The sequence below is a fragment of the Collinsella sp. AF28-5AC genome (assembly GCF_003457875.1).
Lineage (GTDB): Bacteria > Actinomycetota > Coriobacteriia > Coriobacteriales > Coriobacteriaceae > Collinsella.
This window is the reverse complement of the sequence record NZ_QRTA01000002.1, coordinates 145,748-163,284: the sequence shown is the minus strand read 5'-3', so window position 1 is coordinate 163,284 and position 17,537 is coordinate 145,748. Positions and strand designations below refer to the sequence as shown.

Sequence of the window (17,537 nt, the reverse complement as noted above, 5' to 3'; positions counted from 1 at the left end):
TTACAGAGACGCGATCGTTGCATTTGCGCACTTAAGCGTACCGTCGGTGACCGTCAGCGCCACACCCTGGCCCTGCTTATTGCAGAATCGAGCGTTAAGCGCAACATCATCGACAAAGATGGTCGCGATGTCGTCGTCGACGACCAGGCGCACATGATGAGTGCCCTCGCCCTTAAAGAACAACGGACGCTCGAGGCCCATGTTGTTGACCTGGAACCACGGATACTGGGGGGCCGCCGTAAACTCGAGCTTGCCCTCACGCAGGTTGGCGCGGAACTCATAGGCAAGACCGGACTCGGCGTCCTCGGCAAGCTTCACCGAGAAGCCGGCAGCGTCACCGGCGAGCTCGATGTCGGCATCGAGCATATAGGTGGAACCGGCATCCGCGGCGAGCACCTGCTCGACCTTGCCCGACTCGCAGGAGAGCTCAAAGGCCTCGACTGCCTTAGCCTCGCCAAAGGCGCCAAGCATGCTATCAGGAAGCTTGGTGCCGAGCGTTCCGTCGGCACGCTGAACGATCTCGAGGGGCATAAAGGTGCCACCCCACAGGTAAGAGCTGGGGTCGCCGCCCTCGTCACGCGTAGGAACCCAACCAAAGAGAACGCGGCGCTCGCCGTCAAATGCGGTACGCGCGGCATAGTACGCGCGGCCATCGAAGGAATCGTCCGCAGGAGTGATCCAAGGACCGTTGATAGAGCGAGACATGCGGTAACGGGTCTTGTTGCCATCACTGTACTCGGAGAACACCAGATACCACCAGTCGCCCATCTTAAAGAGATCAGGCATCTCGAACATGGTGTACAGGCCCGGATTCCACCAGTCGCCCTGGAACTCCCAGGTATCCAGGTCCTTGGAGGTGAACTTGACCAGACGACCGGTCATCAGACGCTTGTCCTCGCCCACACGCGTGCCGAGGATGAGCATGTACTCTTCGTTCTCCTCATCCCAAAGCACAAAGGGATCGCGCCAGTTGCGGTCATCGTAACCCTCCTGGGGCGGAAGCAGCGTCTCGGCGATGTTCTTCTCCCACTTGACGGCGTCGTCACTCGTTGCGTGAAGAAGAACCTGCTTCATCAAGCGTGCCTTGACCTTATCGCGATTGCAACCAGTGTAGAGCGCATGGTACTTGTCGCCCACCTTAAACACCGTGCCGGCATAAACATACTGGTCGACTTCCTCGTCGCCGCCACGCTCAAGGCTCTCGCCAAAGTCTTTGTAATTGACGAAGTCCTTGGTTGTCGCGAGTGCCCAGCCAAACGGCTCTCCGAAAGGTCCGGGGTTTCGCGTGTCACGCTGATGATAGAGATAGAACGTGCCGTCCTCGCCGTACGGCATGATGTCGCCTACCCAAATTCCCTCAGGCTGGTAATACACCTTGTGCATCCGAGACTTCCTTTCTCACGAGATACTAACTCGGTACAACTGCAAGATATGTCAATCGTTTTCATATGTCAAACGTTTTCACACCAATACGTCTTTTCGCAGTTCCAGTCGTCGGCAAACGGTTGACATATGCCGGCGAACGGTCATCAGAGGTGTTTGAGGAATTCTTTTGGCACGGGATGAACTACGCGGTTTTACCCTCAATGAGTTCAACGGGGAGCTTGATATTCGATTCGGGCTTTTCGCCGTTAATAAGAGCAATGATGGATTGCGCCGCGAGCTCTCCGATGCGATCGATATCTTGGCGTACGGTTGTTAAGTCAGGCATAAACGTCATAGTGCGGCGGGCACCATCCGCGCCCACGACCTTAATATCGCCCGGAGCGCTCAAGCCGAGCTGCTTCATCACGTTAAGACAGATAGCCGCCATCGTGTCGTCTCCCGCAAAGATGCCGTCAATATCGGGGTTCTCATCGAGGATCTTCGCAACGACCGCGCTCTTTTCGTCGTCGGGCTTAACGAACTCGACCTCACGGACAAGCGCGGGCAAACCGGCCTGCTCAACAACATCGAGGTAGGCATCGGTACGCTTATTGGCAGGCATGCGCATGCGGCTATTGCTGCGCAGGCACAGGATGCGCGAACACCCGTCATCGATCAGGCGACGCGTGGCAAGTTCGCCGATACTATAGCTGTCGCTCGCAATCTGAACAGAGGCCTCGCCAAGGTCGCAGTCGATACCAACCAGACTCAAACCCATCTCGGCATACGCCTCGGCACCGATATTAAGCGAGTTGACAATGACGCCATCAACCATATTGCGCCGAAGCATATCGATATAAGAACGCTCAAGATCAGGTCGATTGGCACTATTGCACAGCAGCATCTTAAAACCGTTTTCGGCCAGGGTACGCTCAACGGCTTGAACCGCTTGTGCATGAAACGGGCTGCTGACATAGGGGACGATCATACCTATTAGATTCAGGCGACCGTTGAGCATGGCACGGGCGATATCGTTGGGCGTATAGTTGATGCGCTTCATCGCGGCATGGACCTTATCGCGGGTCTCTTGGCTAATATAGCCGCGATTATTAAGCACGCGAGATACCGTAGTAGGCGAAACCCCCGCCACCGCTGCAACTTCCTTGATGCCAGGCTTAGCTGAATCCTTAGAACGAGCGCCCTCGCGAGCCATAGCAACCTCCCCCATCAACATGTCATACGTTTACATACGAACAAAGCATACCCCAACAACAGCGGGAAGACGGTAACAGCACAAGTAAGTAAACGACTCATCCAAATAATTAGGAGAGTTCCGCCTAAAGGGTGACTCCAAAGGACCCCACATGGCCGGTTTTGGGTTATTTTCCAAAACATCCCGCAGGACGCAAAGAGGCTCCGCCGCGCAACGCGCGCAGCGGAGCCTCTTTGCATGTCCGAGGACGTTTTGGGAAATAACCCAAAACCGGCCCCAGTAATCCTACAGGAGTTGAACCCTTTAGAACTTGTCGTGGAAGGTACGCGCAATGACCTCGTCCTGCTGCTCCTTGGTGAGCGTGTGGAAGTTCACGGCATAGCCGGAAACGCGGATGGTCAGCTGCGGGTACTTCTCGGGGTGAGCCTGAGCGTCGAGCAGCGTCTCACGGTTGAAGACGTTGATGTTCAGGTGGTGGCCACCCTTCTCAGCGTAAGCGTCGAGCATGTGGACCAGGTTATCGGCCTGAGTCTCGGAAACTTCAGAAACCTTCATAATGTGTCTCCTTCGATTAATAGGCGCCGGCCGAAACCGGCGCGCTAATCAGTAATCGTTATTGTTAGTATAGCACTAACAATAGTTACTCGCCCAGCTGATCAAGGTCGATATCGCCAAAGAACACCTGGTCCTCCTTGCCGAGCGCACTCGGGATGATGGAGAAGGTGTTGGAGATGCCGTCCTGAGCATCGCGGAACGGGAGCTTGGAAACCGAAGACAGCGAAGCGATGGCGCCGTGGCTATCGCGCTTGTGCATGGGGTTAGCACCCGGGGCGAACGGCTGGCCAGCCTTGCGGCCGTCGGGCGTGGAGCCGGTCTTCTTACCGTACACGACGTTGGAGGTAATGGTCAGAACCGAGGTCGTGGGCACGGAGTTGCGATAGGTGTCGTTCATGCGGATGTACTCCATGAACTGGTGCACAACGTCGTGAGCGATCTGGTCGACGCGGTCGTCGTCGTTACCGTACTTGGGGAAATCGCCCTCGGTCTCGAAGTCGACGATGATGCCGTTCTCGTCACGGACGGGGTGGACCTTGGCGTACTTGATGGCGGACAGGGAGTCAGCCACGACGGAAAGGCCAGCGATGCCCGTAGCGAACCAGCGGTGCACGTGCTTGTCGTGCAGAGCCATCTGGATGCGCTCGTAGCAATACTTGTCGTGCATGTAGTGAATGATGTTCAGCGAGTTGACGTACACGCCAGCGAGCCACTTCATCATGTCGTTGTACTTGGCCACAACGTCGTCGTAATCGAGCGTATCGCCCTCGACGGCGCGGTACTTGGGGCCGACCTGCTTCTTGGAGACCTCGTCAACACCGCCGTTGAGTGCATACAGCAGGCACTTAGCCAGGTTGGCGCGAGCGCCGAAGAACTGCATCTCCTTGCCAATGCGCATGGAGGACACGCAGCAGGCGATACCGTAGTCGTCGCCGTGATAGACGCGCATGAGGTCGTCGTTCTCGTACTGGATCGAGGAGCTGGCGACAGAAGTCTTGGCGCAGAACTTCTTGAAGTTCTCGGGCAGACGGGTCGACCACAGAACGGTCATGTTGGGCTCGGGGCTGGTGCCCATGTTCTCGAGCGTGTGCAGGTAGCGGTAGCTCATCTTGGTAACGAGCGTACGGCCGTCAACACCCATGCCGCCGATGGACTCGGTGACCCACTGCGGATCGCCGGTAAACAGGGCCTGGTACTCGGGGGTACGGGCAAACTTGACCATGCGGAGCTTCATGATGAAGTGATCCACGAACTCCTGGATCTGCTCCTCGGTGAAGGTACCGTTGGCAAGGTCGCGCTCAGCGTAGATGTCGATGAACGTAGAGGTACGGCCGATGGACATAGCGGCGCCGTTCTGCTCCTTGACGGCAGCGAGGTAGGCGAAGTACATCCACTGGATGGCCTCCTGCGTGTTGGTAGCAGGGTTGGAAATGTCGAAACCATAGGTCTCGGCCATCATCTTGAGCTCGCCGAGGGCGCGGATCTGCTCCTGCAGCTCCTCGCGATCGCGGATGTTGTCGGCGGTCATGACCGTCGGGGTGGAAGCCTTCTGGGCCTCCTTGTCCTTAATCAGGTAGTCGACGCCGTACAGGGCAACACGACGGTAGTCGCCGATGATGCGGCCGCGGCCATAGCCATCGGGCAGACCGGTGATGATGTGAGCCGAGCGGCAAGCACGCATCTCGGGGGTGTAGACATCGAAGACGCCGGCGTTGTGGGTCTTGCGCTCGAAGGTGTAGCGCTCGACAACGTTCTCGTCGACCTTATAGCCGTGCTGGCTGGCAGCCTGGCAAGCGATGCGGATACCGCCGTTGACGTGCAGCGCGCGCTTGAGCGGCTTGTCGGTCTGGAGGCCGACGATGGTCTCCTTCTCGCGGTGGGCGTTATCGATGTAGCCAGCGGGGTGGCTCACGATACCCGTGACGGTCTTGGTGTCCATATCGAGGACACCGCCCTGCTCGCGCTCCTTAAGCAGCAGGTCGAGAACCTCGCCCCACAGCTCCTTGGTACGCTCGGTCGGGCCGGCGAGGAACGACTCGTCGCCCTCGTAGGGGGTGTAGTTCTTCTGGATGAAGTCTCGGACGTCAACCTCTCCCGTCCAGATGCCTTCCTTGAAGCCTTCCCATGCCTCCTGCATTGTGTAACCACGCTCCTAGTTACGTGTAATGCGGCGCTCTCTCACACCGCTGCTTATTGAATTCTTGAATGTTCGGCTTGCACTACCGGCTTCTTCCGTTCTTCACCACACGTTGGTGTAGGGAAAACGTTTATCCACCTTGGAACTACAACCCAAAACCCAAGATTTCACCCGTTTGAGAAGGATAACATAGCGACCCTCTCCATCTGGGCTGTTATATGTTTCTTTTTTTATATCATAATGGCGTTTTTTACAAACCCGCAGGAAATGCGAGCGCGAACAACTACCGTTCACCGATTTCTTTGGTATTTTTCCTTGCCTTTGTACGACGTTCACTCTAGCTGTTATGTCAGCTTTATCAGGGTAAAGTACCCCAGAGACCCTTCAGAAACTGAAGGGCGGCCACGGGATTTCCCCCAGGGCCGCCCTATGGCGTGGCTAGTTATTTAGCTTTGATTGCCGTTTGGCATTAGGCGGCTGCGGAAGCCTTGTCGGTCGTTGCCTTGCTGTTGCTCTGCTGGCCCTCAAAATGCTTGTAGCACCAGCTGGTGACCAGCGGGGTCAATATAGCCGTCACGATTGCGCAGGCAGCAACCTGTGCCGTAGCCGTCGCGAGCACGGCGCCACCGTACGTGGCCCCGTTGACGCTTGCCATGGCAGCAGGCGTAGCCACATTGGCTCCGGCGCAGCTCGAAATGGCCGCACCTGCGACACCCGTGCCGCCCGTGAGCTTGTCGACCGCGATGACGGGAATTGCAAAGATCACCGAGCAGATCACGCCGAGCAGAATACCGGGAAGACCGCCATTAATGAGCTGGCCAAAGGTCATGGTCGAGCCCATGGCAAAGAAGACGAGCACGATGACGGCGGAAAGTGCCGGTGCCATCATCTTCTTAAAGCTGGGGAAGACGTTGCCCAGAATAATGCCGACGACGATCGGCAGGATGGCACCCACGAGCGACCAGCCGATCGGAGCCTGGCCGGCAGCGCCGAGCACGATCATCGTGACCGGAGGGCCGACAACGAGCGTGGTGATTGCGACAGCGCCACGCTCGGCCTCATTGCCCATGGTGCCCATCAGACCAGCGTACATAGCGTTGTTGGCGCCGGTGCAAGCCGCCAGCATCACCATGGCAGAGATGCCAAACAGGTTGTCGTTGAACACATAAAGGATGAGCAGCGACACGGCAACGACCACGATTTGCTTGACGGCGATGATGATGGCACCGCGGGCAGCGGCGGCAGGAGCACTCTTAAACGAAATCGTCGTACCGACGATAAGCAAAAAAGCGCCCACGAGCGGGCCTGCACCCTGCTGGGTCATGCCAAGCGTAAAGCTGCCGAGCGTTTTGAACAGATCGGGGAATAGCGTGTTGAGCAGGCAGCCCAGCAGAAGCGGCACCAAAATATTGGCACCCGGGATGGAGGACATCTTAAAGAACGGCTCCTTTGCCGCCGGCGCCTCCACCACAGTCGATTCACTCATTTATATCTCCTTTTGATGCGTGTGGCACGCGGTCGCACGCTCCTGTGCCAGAAAGAAGGCGACGGTCCCGAGTCGCAGGAGCCGTCGCCGAATTAACGTCGCGGGGTATTACCCGTCCAGAACGATGCCACCGTCGCAGTCACCGATCTCGCCGTTCACGAAGCTGGCGAGGTCGGAGGCAAAGAAGAGCACCATCTGCGCAGGCTCGCTGGCCTGGGCGGCACGGCCCAGAGGAATACCGTTGATGATGCGCTGAGAGTTCTCGTCAGAGAGAATCGAGGTCATATCGGTCAACGTGAGCGACGGGCACACAGCGTTGCAGCGAACGCCGAACCTACCGCCCTCCTTGGCGACTGCCTTGGTTAGACCGTTAACACCGGCCTTGGAGCTCGCGTAAGCCGCGGTGCCGAGCAGGCCGCCGCCGATCTTGCCAGCAACAGAGCTCACGTTGACGATAGTGCCGGCATGGGCAGCCTTAAAGTGCGGGTACACGGCGTTCATCATGGTAAAGGTGCCGTTGAGGTTGATGTCGATGGTACGGCGCCACTCGGTGTCGTCGATCTCGTCGAACTTCTTGGTGCTGATGACGCCAGCGCAGTTGATCAGGATATTGGTTTGCGGCAGGTCTGCGAAAATCTGTTCGACGGTCTCGCGCGCCTTGGGCGCATCAGCGACATCGAGCTGATAAAACTTGTTGCCCTCGCCAAGCTCGGCCACAGCGGCCTCGCCCTTAGCAGCGTTCCTTGCGATGAGCGCGACATGTCCGCCGCCCGCGACGATGCCCTTGGCGATCTCGAGGCCAATGCCCTGAGTGCCGCCCGTGACAATCGCGGTCTTGCCCGTGAAGTCAAATGCCATGACTCCATCCCCCTTTATATAAGGTGTCTCCTCGCGGGAAGTTGGAGCATCGCACGTGGCGATTATATGAGTCCCAGTCGTCATGGTGGTGACAACCCCTCGCCTAACCGCGTGCATGATAGTTCTTTGAAACGCTGCAATTCTTGAATGATTTTAATTCTTTATGCGTTCTTTATATTGCCTAGCAACCAGGTAGTTTTTGGGACATGCCTAGAGATCTGCCCTTAACTTTGCTGGCACCGACGGTGTACGGAGATCGCCTAAAGGCAGTTTTCTAGGCATGTCCCAAAAATCTTCCGTATAGGGCGCGCGTGCAGGGGTATCATCTTTCACCGAAAATAGTTTCTAGTGTTAGGGGTTTTCGGTGGAAGATACCGATTTCCATGAGCTTGGGAGTCAGCTCCTTACCGAGTTTGGCGGCATTCACCAGCGCGTTTCGCGCTTTGTGGACAAAGCTCTCAGCGGCGAGATGGCTGTCATGCGCGCCCTTATGCTCGCTGGCGGTTCGCTCACGCCGAGCGAACTCGCTGATCGCGCCTGGGTCTCGAACGCCCGCATTGCCAATATCCTACGCGCTCTCGAAGCCAAGGGCTGGGTTGAGCGTGAGCACTCAAAGACCGACCGTCGTCGCGTACACGTCATAGTGACCGACAAGGGATTCCAGGATCTCGAAATCAAACGCCGGGAATTCGAGGACCGCACCGCGGCTTTCCTCGAACAGCTCGGCGAAACAGATACCCAAGAGATGGTGCGTCTTCTAAGGCGTGCCAACGAAATTATCGACCACAATCAAGAAAGGAGAGATGCCGAGTGAGGATTCTCAAGCTCTTTAAAAAGCATGTCCTGGCACTGCTCGCAGCTATCGTACTTATCGTAATCAGCTGCAACGCCGATCTGGCGCTGCCTACCTATATGAGCGACATCGTCGACGTGGGCGTGCAGCAAGGCGGCATCGCCTCGCCCGTGCCCGACACCATTCGCGCCGAATCGCTCGACGACCTCGAACTCTTTATGAGCGCCAAGGACGCCAAAGCTGTGGAGGCCGTGTTTAGTAAGGCGGACAATAACGGCATTCGAACGTACAAGGGCACCGAGGAGGAGCGCGGCGACGGCGACAAGATTGCCGACATCATGAGCCTGCCTGAGACCGTCGTGCTCGCCTTCAACCAGGGCATTGACGCCGACTCCATGGGCGACATGACCGGCGCATCCACCGAGGCAAGCGATGGCGGCGCCGCTCAGGCCATGCCCACCCCCGAGCAGATGGCAGCGATGACGCCCGAGCAGCTCGCCGAGATGCAGCAGAAGGCCGCAGCCGCGCAGAGCATGCAAAAGCAGATCGACGCCGACGGCGGTAAGATCACCATGAAGAGCCTGCGCCTAGGCGTTGAAGGCGGTCTTATCGATCAGGGCAAGCTCGTCGAGGGCGCCAACCAAATGGCAGACAAAATGGGCTCCATGTCGGGCTCCATCGTCACCCAGCGCGCCGTGAGCTATGTGCAGGACGAGTACAAGGCACAGGGCATCGACCCCGCCGACGTGCAGAACGCCTACCTGGGCCGCATGGCGACCACGATGTTTGGTCTGTGTCTGGTGTCGCTCGTCGCCACCATCCTGACCGGCGCCGTGGCGTCGCGCACCGCCTGCTCCATCGCCCGCGACCTGCGCCGCGAGACCTTCAACAAGGTTATGCACTTCTCGCCGGCCGAGGTGGGCAAGTTTAGCCAGGCCTCGCTCATCACCCGCTGCACCAACGACATTCAGCAGATCCAGATGGCCGCAACCCTGTTTATCCGCATGTGCCTGATGGCTCCCGTCATGGGCATCGTCGCTGTCATGCGTGTCCTGGCCAACCACACCGGCCTGGAGTGGACCATCGCCGTGGCCATCATCGCGGTCTCGGCCGTCGTCGGCGTGCTCATGGGCCTCACCATGCCCAAGTTCAAAAAGATGCAAAGTTACGTGGACCGTGTGAACCTTACCGCCCGCGAGCTGCTCGACGGTCTTATGCCCATCCGCTCGTTCAACCGCGAGGAGCATGAGCTCGAGCGTTTTGACAAGGCGTCGCTCGACCTGATGACCACGCAGCTCTACACCAACCGAGCCATGAGCTTTATGATGCCGCTCATGATGCTCGTCATGAACTGCATCACCGTGCTCATCGTCTGGTTTGGCGCCCAAGGCGTGTCCGACGGCGTGATGCAGGTCGGCAACATGATGGCGTTTATCTCCTACACCATGCAGATCGTTATGGCGTTTATGATCCTCACCATGGTTTCGGTCATTCTGCCCCGTGCCGAGGTCGCAGCCGAGCGCGTGGAAGAGGTCATCACCTGCCCCACGAGCATCAACGACCCCGCCTCGCCCAAACTGCCCACGGCCAGCGCGCCGCGCGGTGAGCTCACCTTCCGCGACGTGAGCTTCCAGTATCCCGATGCCCGCGCCGACGTCATCAGCGGCGTGAACTTCACCACGCATGCCGGTCAGATGCTCGGCATCATTGGCTCCACGGGCTCGGGCAAGTCCACGCTCGTACAGCTGATTCCGCGCTTATACGACGTCACGGGCGGCAGCATTTCGCTCGACGGCATCGACGTGCGCGACATGACCCTTTCCGAGCTTCGCCGCCGCATTGGTTACATCCCGCAGCAGGGTCGCCTGTTCTCGGGCACCGTCGAGAGCAACCTCAAGTTTGCCGGCGACATGGTGAGCGATGATGACATGCACCGGGCGGCACGCATCGCCCAAGCCGAGGACTTTATCGCCGAGCGCGAGGGCGGCTACGACTCCCCCATCAGCCAGGGAGGCTCCAATGTCTCGGGTGGTCAGCGCCAGCGCTTGGCCATCGCCCGCGCATTGGCCAAAAAGCCCGAGGTTGTGGTGTTCGATGACTCGTTTAGTGCCCTCGACTACAAGACCGACGCGCGCCTGCGCGAGGAGCTGGCCAAAAACGTTACCGACGCCGCGCTCGTGGTCGTGGCCCAGCGCATCGCGACTATCATGCACGCCGACCAGATTATCGTGCTCGACGACGGTCACGTGGTGGGCACCGGTACGCACGAGGAGCTGCTGCACAGCTGCCCGGCGTACCTGGAGATCGCACAGTCACAGCTTTCCGCCGAAGAGCTGGGGCTTACCCAAGAAGAAATTGCAGCCGTCACGGAAGGAGGCGAGCGCTAATGGCAGACGAGACCAAGACTCAGATTCCCAAGCCCACCCGCCAGCGTGGTCCCATGGGCCGCATGGGCGGCATGCGTCGCGGCGAAAAGGCCAAGGACTTTAAGGGCACCATGAGGCAGCTGCTCGGCTATATCGGCCAGCACAAGATTGCCGTGCTTGCCGCCGTCGCCTTTGCCGTGTGCTCGGTCATCTTTAACATTGTGGGACCCAAGGTGCTCGGCCAGGTTACCACCAAACTGTTCGAAGGCCTGGTTGCCAAGGTCAACGGCACCGGCGACGTCGACTTTGCCTGGATCGCCAAGACGCTCGGCTTTTTGCTCTGCCTGTATCTGGCAAGCTCTGTTTGCAGCCTCATCCAGGGCTGGCTCATGACCGGCGTCACGCAAAAGATCTGCTATCGCATGCGCAAGGAGATTGCCGCCAAAATCGCCGTCGTGCCGATGAGTTACTTTAACGGCCACAGCAAGGGCGACGTACTCAGCCGCATCACCAACGACGTCGACACGCTGGGTCAGTCGCTCAACCAGAGCGTGACGCAGCTCATCACGTCGATAACGCAGATTATCGGCGTGCTCGTCATGATGCTGTCGATCAGCCTGCCGCTCACCGGCGTCACCGTGCTCACGCTGCCGGCAGCCGCGATTATCCTGGCCGTGATGATTCACTTCTCGCAGCCGTACTTCCGCGAGCAACAGCAGGTTCTGGGCGCGGTCAACGGCATTATCGAGGAGGACTTTGCCGGCCAGAACGTCATTCAGGTGTTCGACCGCGCCGAGGCCTCGATCGAGGAGTTCGACCGTCAAAACGACCGGCTCTTTATTAGTGGCTGGCGCTCGCAGTTCCTATCGGGCCTGATGATGCCGCTTATGAGCCTGGTGGGTAACATGGGCTACGTGGGCGTCGTCGTGGTGGGCGCGCAACTTGCGCTGACCGGCAATGCCACGCCCGGCGACATCCAGAGCTTTATCCAGTACGTGCGCAACTTTACGCAGCCGGTGCAGCAGCTGGGCAACGTGAGCAACACGATGCAGTCGATGGCCGCTGCCACCGAGCGCGTCTTTGAGTTCCTAGCCGCGCCCGAGGAGGAGCAGAAAGCCGACGCGCAGATTCCCGAGAAGCGCCCCGGCCACGTGGAGTTTGACCATGTCAAGTTTGGCTACACGCCCGACAAGACCATCATCCACGACTTTAGCTGCGAGGCGCAGCCCGGCCAGACCATCGCCATCGTCGGCCCCACCGGCGCCGGCAAGACCACGCTCATCAAGCTGCTGCAGCGCTTCTACGATGTGGACGGCGGTTCGCTGCGCGTCGAGGGCATCGACGTGCGCGATTGGGATCGCGCGGCGCTGCGCGGCGAGTTTGCTATGGTACTGCAGGATACCTGGCTGTTTAACGGCACGATCCGCGAGAACATCCGCTACGGACGCCCCGACGCGAGCGATGCCGAGGTCGAAGCCGCTGCACGCGCCGCACGCTGCGACCACTTTATCCATACGCTCGCCGGCGGTTACGACTTTATGATCAACGAAGAGGGCACCAACCTCTCGCAGGGTCAGCGCCAGCTCGTGACCATCGCCCGCGCCATTCTGGCCGACCGTCCGGCGCTGATTTTGGACGAGGCGACCTCCAACGTTGACACTCGCACCGAGGAGCTTATTCAGCGTGCCATGGATGCGCTGATGCAGGGCCGTACCAGCTTTGTCATCGCGCACCGCCTGTCCACGATCCGCAACGCCGACGTGATCTTGGTAATTCGTGACGGCGACATCGTCGAGAAGGGCACGCACGACGAGCTGCTCGCCCAGGGCGGCTTCTACGCCGACCTGTACAACTCGCAGTTCGACGAGGCGGCGTAGATACGGCCGCAGAGAAATGATGACGCCCGAGAACGGGGGCGCAGGACAACCTGCGCCCCCGTTTTGTGTCCTTCGAGCCTCGAAACGCCTTCCCCGAGACCTCATTGACGGCGCTTTCCAGACCCCGTGGGCAAAAAAGGGCAAATATGAGTACTGTCACCTTTTTAGTAACAGCCAAAACCACCTCAAACGACCTCTTTGCGGCCCCTATACGCCTTTGAATTAATCAAAACGCCCGTTAGCAGGCTTCTGTCTGCCAACGTTAATGAACATATTTATCACTTTGTCTATTATCTCGCTAGACGGATATGTTACTAGGTGAGCAACAGTACTCATATTTGGCATTTTTTGCCCACGGAGTGTTTCCTGGGGAACCGGCAACAGCCTTAGGGTTCCGCGTGGCGCAGCTCCCTCCCGGCATCCGCCGACGTTTGCCCAGATAAAACCTGCCAAAATAAACCTGTCCCTTTTTGGCAGGTTTCGGGGTGACAAGGACTTGCACTTTAGCGTGCGACAGCGGATAATGCCGAGCATTCGACAATGTTCTCATTGCCATCAATTGATTGAGGAGGCCCCTATGGCCATGGAATTCAAACGCAGGCTGCCGATCCCCATGGAGATCCGCGAGGAGATGCCGCTTTCCGCCGAGCTTACTGCCAAAAAGCAGGCATTTGACGCCGAGGTCGCCAAAGTCTTTACCGGCGAGGACGCGCGCAAGGTACTCATCATCGGCCCGTGCTCTGCCGACCGCGAGGATTCGGTGCTTGAGTACATGAACCGACTGGCCAAGGTCGCCGAAGAGGTCAAGGACAAGCTCATCATCATTCCGCGCGTCTACACCAATAAGCCGCGCACCAAGGGCACCGGCTACAAGGGTCTTCTGCACAACCCCAACCCCGAGGCTCCCGACGACCTGCTCGAGGGCGTCAAGGCCATCCGCCACATGCACCTGCGCGTCATCGAGGAGACCGGCTTCTTTACCGCCGATGAGATGCTCTACCCGTCCAACTACCAATACCTCGTCGACCTGCTGAGCTATGTTGCCGTGGGCGCACGCTCGGTCGAGAACCAGGAGCATCGCCTGGTGTCGAGCGGCATTTCGGTACCCGTCGGCATGAAGAATCCCACTGCCGGCTCTACCACCGTTATGCTCAACTCCATTTACGCCGCGCAGGCGCACCAGAGCTTCATCTTCCGCAACTGGGAGGTCGAGTGCGACGGCAATCCGCTCGCGCACGCCGTTATGCGTGGCTACATCGGTCTCGACGGTCGCACCTACCCCAACTACCACTACGAGCACCTGGAGCGCCTGGCCGAACGCTATACCGAGCATGCCGGCTATGCCAATCCGGCAGCGGTCATCGACTGCAACCACGACAACTCGGGCAAGCGTCCGCTGGAGCAGTATCGCATTTGCAAGGAGGTGCTCGACAGCTGCCGCCGCAACGAGTCCATCTCCAAGCTGGTCAAGGGCTTTATGATCGAGTCCTACCTGGAGGATGGCAACCAGCCGGTCGACGGCGGTGTCTTTGGCAAGTCGATCACCGACCCGTGCCTGGGCTGGGAAAAGACCGACTACCTCATCCACGAGATCGCAGAGCGTATTTAGTTACGCGGTTTGCCAAACCGCGTAACGGCTCGACGCTGCAAACGCCCCTAAGCGGCAACCTGACGTTCAATCGTCGGTCGCGTACCGAAGTACGCTTCCCTCCTCTTTCACGTCACCTTGCTCGCCTAGGGGCGTTTTCGCTGACTTATGCTCAACCTACGATAAATCCGAGCTGAACGAGCTACTCGCTGTAGCGGGTGGCTATGGCAGCTTGCACCATTCCGGCGCTCATGAGGTAGGTCACCAGGAAGTATCCGCCATAGGCTGCCAGGAAGATTGCACAGGTGAGGCCCACGGTGCCGCCGATGCTCATATTTCCGAATATGCTCACCAGCTCGATGATCACCTTAAGTGCCACAAAGGAGTGCGCCAGGCCCACTGCCAGAGGGAACAGGAAGAACACTGCTTGCTGCGCCATCACCGAATGGCGAATCTGGCGGTCCTCACAGCCGATCTGTGCCAGCACACGATAGCTGCGGCTGCCGTCGGCCACGTTGGAGAGTTGCTGGATCGACAGAATCGCCGCGCATGCAACGACCAATACAAAGCCGATGTAGATGGCTAGGTAGCTAATAAGACCGTTCATTTGCGCTGCTTGCGCGTACATCTCGGAGCGTGTGATGAAGGTTCCCCACGACCCCGGCTCCTTGCCGTCAACGAGCAGATTGTCGAGCACAGTGTATTTAATACTCTCGTCTGCCTCGGTCGTATCCATCCCCTGTTTGTAGTTAACGAGCAGGCTACTGGAATACGGCTGCAGATTAAGTTGGGACAACAGCTCGTCGGCAACGACGACGGTACCCGGATTACTGCCCATCGCCGAGTTGGCGATGGCCGCCGCATCTTCGTCCGACTTATCGGTTGCGGGCTTGAGCGTATGCCCGCCCAAGGTAAGGGCATGGCCGCCAGCCATATACTTGGTGTACAGGTCGACCAGCTCGCCGCCCATATCACACGTGAGCAGATACTGGTCGTGACCGATGTGCACCGGCTCCTCGCCCATCATCTGACGCAGTTTGTTGTACTGGCTCGCCGGCGTCACAAACAGACCCATCGTATCGGCATTGCTACCCCCGAACGCCTTGGGAAGCTTTTCGCCCATGGCCTTGCACATTTCACTTGGAGTCACCGAAGGATCCGAACCGCCAAGCGGGTAACTCAGATACGAATCGATCTGCACATGCTCACCGGCAACATCGGCAATATTGACCTTCTTGCCGGTCTCGTCGTTGTTGTCCGCCGACTTGCCCTTACGATCGCCGTGCCATGGATCGCCGTGCCATGCGGAGTACAAATCGACCGTACTATCGGCCAGCACCATGCGATCGGCTTCAGACGGATTGATGTACTCTTTGTAGTAGTCGAGCGTATCGGGCGTGTAATAGACATACGTCTGTGACACGTCAACAGGGTTATAGCGCTCCAGGTTTTCGTTCATCACATTGGCAATCGACATACCGCACGTCACCGAGGTGATGGCCAAAAACAGGAGCATCGCGATGACGCCCATCGAAAAGCACACCGTGTTGACCTTGGCCGCAAGCTGGCGCACGGTAAACATGTTGAGGCCGCGCCAATACACGCCGCGCAGGCTCTGCAGCAGCTTGATGAGCATGCCCGAGAGTCCCCAGAACAGGGCAAAGGTGCCCACTGTAACCATAGCGGTCGTAATGCCAAACTGGTTCATGGCCTCTTGCAGCTTGCTGTCCGTCGCGGTTAGCGGGAACCCATCACGTAGCAGACGGTAATAGGCCACGCCCACAAGCACCACGCCCACGGCAAAGATGGCAATCGCAATCCAGGGGTTGCGCGTCTTGATGCTCTCGTTGCGACGCTCGGCACCCATAAGCTCGATGAGTTTGGTGCGACGCACGGCGCGAAGGTTCAGCAGTAGCGTGAGCACAAACATTACGAGCATGCAGGCAAGGGTCAGATTGAACGCATGCATCGAGAAAAAGAAGTGGAAATTGGCGATCTGTGTCTTAAAGAGCGAGGCCGTAAAGAACGTCATGAGCTGGGAGAGTCCCACACCCAGCACAATGCCGGCGACAAAGGCCACGACCGATACTATCACGGTCTCGAGCGCCATGATCGTGGCGACGCGCCCGCGCCCCATGCCGAGCACCTGGTACAGGCCAAACTCCTTCTTGCGGCGTTTCATGATGAAGTTATTGGCATACACCATCAAAAAGGCCATGACACCGGCCAAAAAGTACGTTAGGTCGCCGAGTATGCTGCCCATAACCTGCGCCAAGCCCTCTTCATCGATGCCGGCGATGTCGACCTGCATCGAGATGGTGTTAAAGGCATAGAAGACCGTGACGCCCAGGGTGAGCGTCAGCAAGTAGACGAGGTAGTCGCGGCCGGCGCGGCGGACGTTGCCCCAAGCGAGTTTACAGAGCATCGGAGCCCTCACCGCCCATCATGGCAACGACCTCCATAATGCGGTCGAAGAACTCTCGGCGGTCGATGTCGCCGCGGCGCAGCTCGGTGAAGATCTTGCCGTCGCGAATAAACAGCACACGGCTCGTGTAGCTGGCGGCAAAGCTGTCGTGCGTGACCATGAGCACGGTGGCGCGTAGGCGGCGGTTAAGGGCCTCTAGGCTCTCGAGCAACAGGCGGGCGCTTTTGGAGTCGAGGGCGCCGGTAGGCTCGTCGGCCATGATCATGGTGGGGTCGGTGACGAGCGCGCGAGCCGCGGCAACGCGCTGCTGCTGACCGCCGGACATCTGGTAGGGATACTTGTCGAGCACCTGGCTGATGGACAGGCGCGCTGCCACATCCTGCACGCGAGTCGAGATCTCTGCCGAGTTTGTGCGGGCGATGGTGAGCGGCAGAGCGATGTTCTCGCGTGCCGTGAGCGTATCGAGCAGGTTGGAGTCCTGGAAGATAAAGCCGAGCTCCTCGCGGCGGAACTGCGAGAGTTTGGCCTGCTTCATGCGCGTCACGTCCTGGCCGTTAATGCGGATCGTGCCGCTCGTGGCGCTATCGATGGTCGACACGCAGTTGAGCAACGTCGACTTGCCCGAGCCCGAAGCGCCCATGATGCCAACAAATTCACCGCGGTTGACGGTAAAGCTGACGTCGTTGAGCGCGCGGGTCACGTTGCCCAGCGCTCCGTATACCTTTTCGAGATGCGCGACCTCCAGTACCGGGGTCGCCATGTGCGTGGTTTGCATACCGAGTCCTTTCTTGCAATTAGTCTACGGCATCTATAGTCGCAAGAAGACGAGTCGGCTACCATCGATATGGCTTACGCTTGCCTTACCGTTGTGTAA

The 17,537-nt window shown here is 58.6% G+C and carries 12 protein-coding genes; 4 read left to right on the top strand and 8 right to left on the bottom strand.

Annotated elements, in window-relative coordinates:
• From DWZ01_RS02665 to DWZ01_RS02640, 6 genes are all read right to left on the bottom strand, one after another.
• The gene (locus DWZ01_RS02665) at window positions 1–1,383 is read right to left on the bottom strand and encodes a family 43 glycosylhydrolase (protein ID WP_117743236.1); all 1,383 of its coding nucleotides are present in this window, start codon (window positions 1,381–1,383) and stop codon (window positions 1–3) included.
• Window positions 1,384–1,567: 184 nt separating this feature from the next.
• Window positions 1,568–2,578 carry a LacI family DNA-binding transcriptional regulator gene (locus DWZ01_RS02660; protein ID WP_233506160.1) on the bottom strand — a complete coding sequence of 337 codons (1,011 nt, stop codon included), beginning with the start codon at window positions 2,576–2,578 and terminating at the stop codon, window positions 1,568–1,570.
• 303 nt (window positions 2,579–2,881) lie between these two features.
• Window positions 2,882–3,133 carry an autonomous glycyl radical cofactor GrcA3 gene (gene grcA3 / locus DWZ01_RS02655; protein WP_006234861.1) on the bottom strand — a complete coding sequence of 84 codons (252 nt, stop codon included), beginning with the start codon at window positions 3,131–3,133 and terminating at the stop codon, window positions 2,882–2,884.
• 85 nt (window positions 3,134–3,218) lie between these two features.
• Window positions 3,219–5,270: a formate C-acetyltransferase gene (pflB, locus tag DWZ01_RS02650; protein WP_022093918.1), complete on the bottom strand. Its 2,052-nt coding sequence runs from the start codon at window positions 5,268–5,270 to the stop codon at window positions 3,219–3,221.
• A 469-nt stretch (window positions 5,271–5,739) separates the two neighbouring features.
• Window positions 5,740–6,756: a 2-keto-3-deoxygluconate permease gene (locus DWZ01_RS02645; protein WP_117770077.1), complete on the bottom strand. Its 1,017-nt coding sequence runs from the start codon at window positions 6,754–6,756 to the stop codon at window positions 5,740–5,742.
• A 108-nt stretch (window positions 6,757–6,864) separates the two neighbouring features.
• Window positions 6,865–7,614 (bottom strand): SDR family NAD(P)-dependent oxidoreductase, encoded by a 750-nt coding sequence (locus DWZ01_RS02640; protein WP_117770076.1) that lies wholly within the window; start codon window positions 7,612–7,614, stop codon window positions 6,865–6,867.
• A 364-nt stretch (window positions 7,615–7,978) separates the two neighbouring features.
• Between DWZ01_RS02640 and DWZ01_RS02635 the strand changes: the two genes are divergently transcribed.
• The 4 genes from DWZ01_RS02635 to DWZ01_RS02615 all read left to right on the top strand — a co-directional run bounded on the left by DWZ01_RS02635 (window position 7,979) and on the right by DWZ01_RS02615 (window position 14,259).
• The gene (locus tag DWZ01_RS02635) at window positions 7,979–8,428 is read left to right on the top strand and encodes a MarR family winged helix-turn-helix transcriptional regulator (protein WP_117840216.1); all 450 of its coding nucleotides are present in this window, start codon (window positions 7,979–7,981) and stop codon (window positions 8,426–8,428) included.
• Window positions 8,425–10,794, top strand: a complete 2,370-nt coding sequence (locus DWZ01_RS02630; RefSeq protein ID WP_117847965.1) for an ABC transporter ATP-binding protein — start codon at window positions 8,425–8,427, stop codon at window positions 10,792–10,794. The genes DWZ01_RS02635 and DWZ01_RS02630 overlap by 4 nt, the downstream gene beginning before the upstream one ends.
• Window positions 10,794–12,650 carry an ABC transporter ATP-binding protein gene (locus DWZ01_RS02625; protein WP_117770074.1) on the top strand — a complete coding sequence of 619 codons (1,857 nt, stop codon included), beginning with the start codon at window positions 10,794–10,796 and terminating at the stop codon, window positions 12,648–12,650. Before DWZ01_RS02630 ends, DWZ01_RS02625 begins: the two co-directional genes overlap by 1 nt.
• A gap of 577 nt (window positions 12,651–13,227) precedes the next feature.
• On the top strand, window positions 13,228–14,259 hold the full coding sequence (locus tag DWZ01_RS02615) for a 3-deoxy-7-phosphoheptulonate synthase (protein ID WP_117769878.1): 1,032 nt from the start codon (window positions 13,228–13,230) through the stop codon (window positions 14,257–14,259).
• 181 nt (window positions 14,260–14,440) lie between these two features.
• Here DWZ01_RS02615 and DWZ01_RS02610 read toward each other — a convergent pair whose 3' ends face one another.
• Both DWZ01_RS02610 and DWZ01_RS02605 read right to left on the bottom strand, forming a co-directional pair.
• Entirely contained in the window at window positions 14,441–16,663 is a 2,223-nt protein-coding gene (locus DWZ01_RS02610) for an ABC transporter permease (protein WP_117769879.1), read from the bottom strand.
• The gene (locus DWZ01_RS02605; RefSeq protein WP_117769880.1) at window positions 16,653–17,438 is read right to left on the bottom strand and encodes an ABC transporter ATP-binding protein; all 786 of its coding nucleotides are present in this window, start codon (window positions 17,436–17,438) and stop codon (window positions 16,653–16,655) included. Before DWZ01_RS02605 ends, DWZ01_RS02610 begins: the two co-directional genes overlap by 11 nt.
• Window positions 17,439–17,537 lie beyond the last annotated feature (99 nt).

Bases quoted from the DNA above. Each gene is read 5' to 3' on its own strand.
- DWZ01_RS02665 (WP_117743236.1), bottom strand. From the start codon at position 1,383: ATGCACAAGGTGTATTACCAGCCTGAGGGAATTTGGGTAGGCGACATC.
- DWZ01_RS02645 (WP_117770077.1), bottom strand. From the start codon at position 6,756: ATGAGTGAATCGACTGTGGTGGAGGCGCCGGCGGCAAAGGAGCCGTTC.
- DWZ01_RS02615 (WP_117769878.1), top strand. From the start codon at position 13,228: ATGGCCATGGAATTCAAACGCAGGCTGCCGATCCCCATGGAGATCCGC.
- DWZ01_RS02605 (WP_117769880.1), bottom strand. From the start codon at position 17,438: ATGCAAACCACGCACATGGCGACCCCGGTACTGGAGGTCGCGCATCTC.
- DWZ01_RS02610 (WP_117769879.1), bottom strand. From the start codon at position 16,663: ATGCTCTGTAAACTCGCTTGGGGCAACGTCCGCCGCGCCGGCCGCGAC.
- DWZ01_RS02625 (WP_117770074.1), top strand. From the start codon at position 10,794: ATGGCAGACGAGACCAAGACTCAGATTCCCAAGCCCACCCGCCAGCGT.
- grcA3 (WP_006234861.1), bottom strand. From the start codon at position 3,133: ATGAAGGTTTCTGAAGTTTCCGAGACTCAGGCCGATAACCTGGTCCAC.
- DWZ01_RS02640 (WP_117770076.1), bottom strand. From the start codon at position 7,614: ATGGCATTTGACTTCACGGGCAAGACCGCGATTGTCACGGGCGGCACT.
- DWZ01_RS02660 (WP_233506160.1), bottom strand. From the start codon at position 2,578: ATGGCTCGCGAGGGCGCTCGTTCTAAGGATTCAGCTAAGCCTGGCATC.
- pflB (WP_022093918.1), bottom strand. From the start codon at position 5,270: ATGCAGGAGGCATGGGAAGGCTTCAAGGAAGGCATCTGGACGGGAGAG.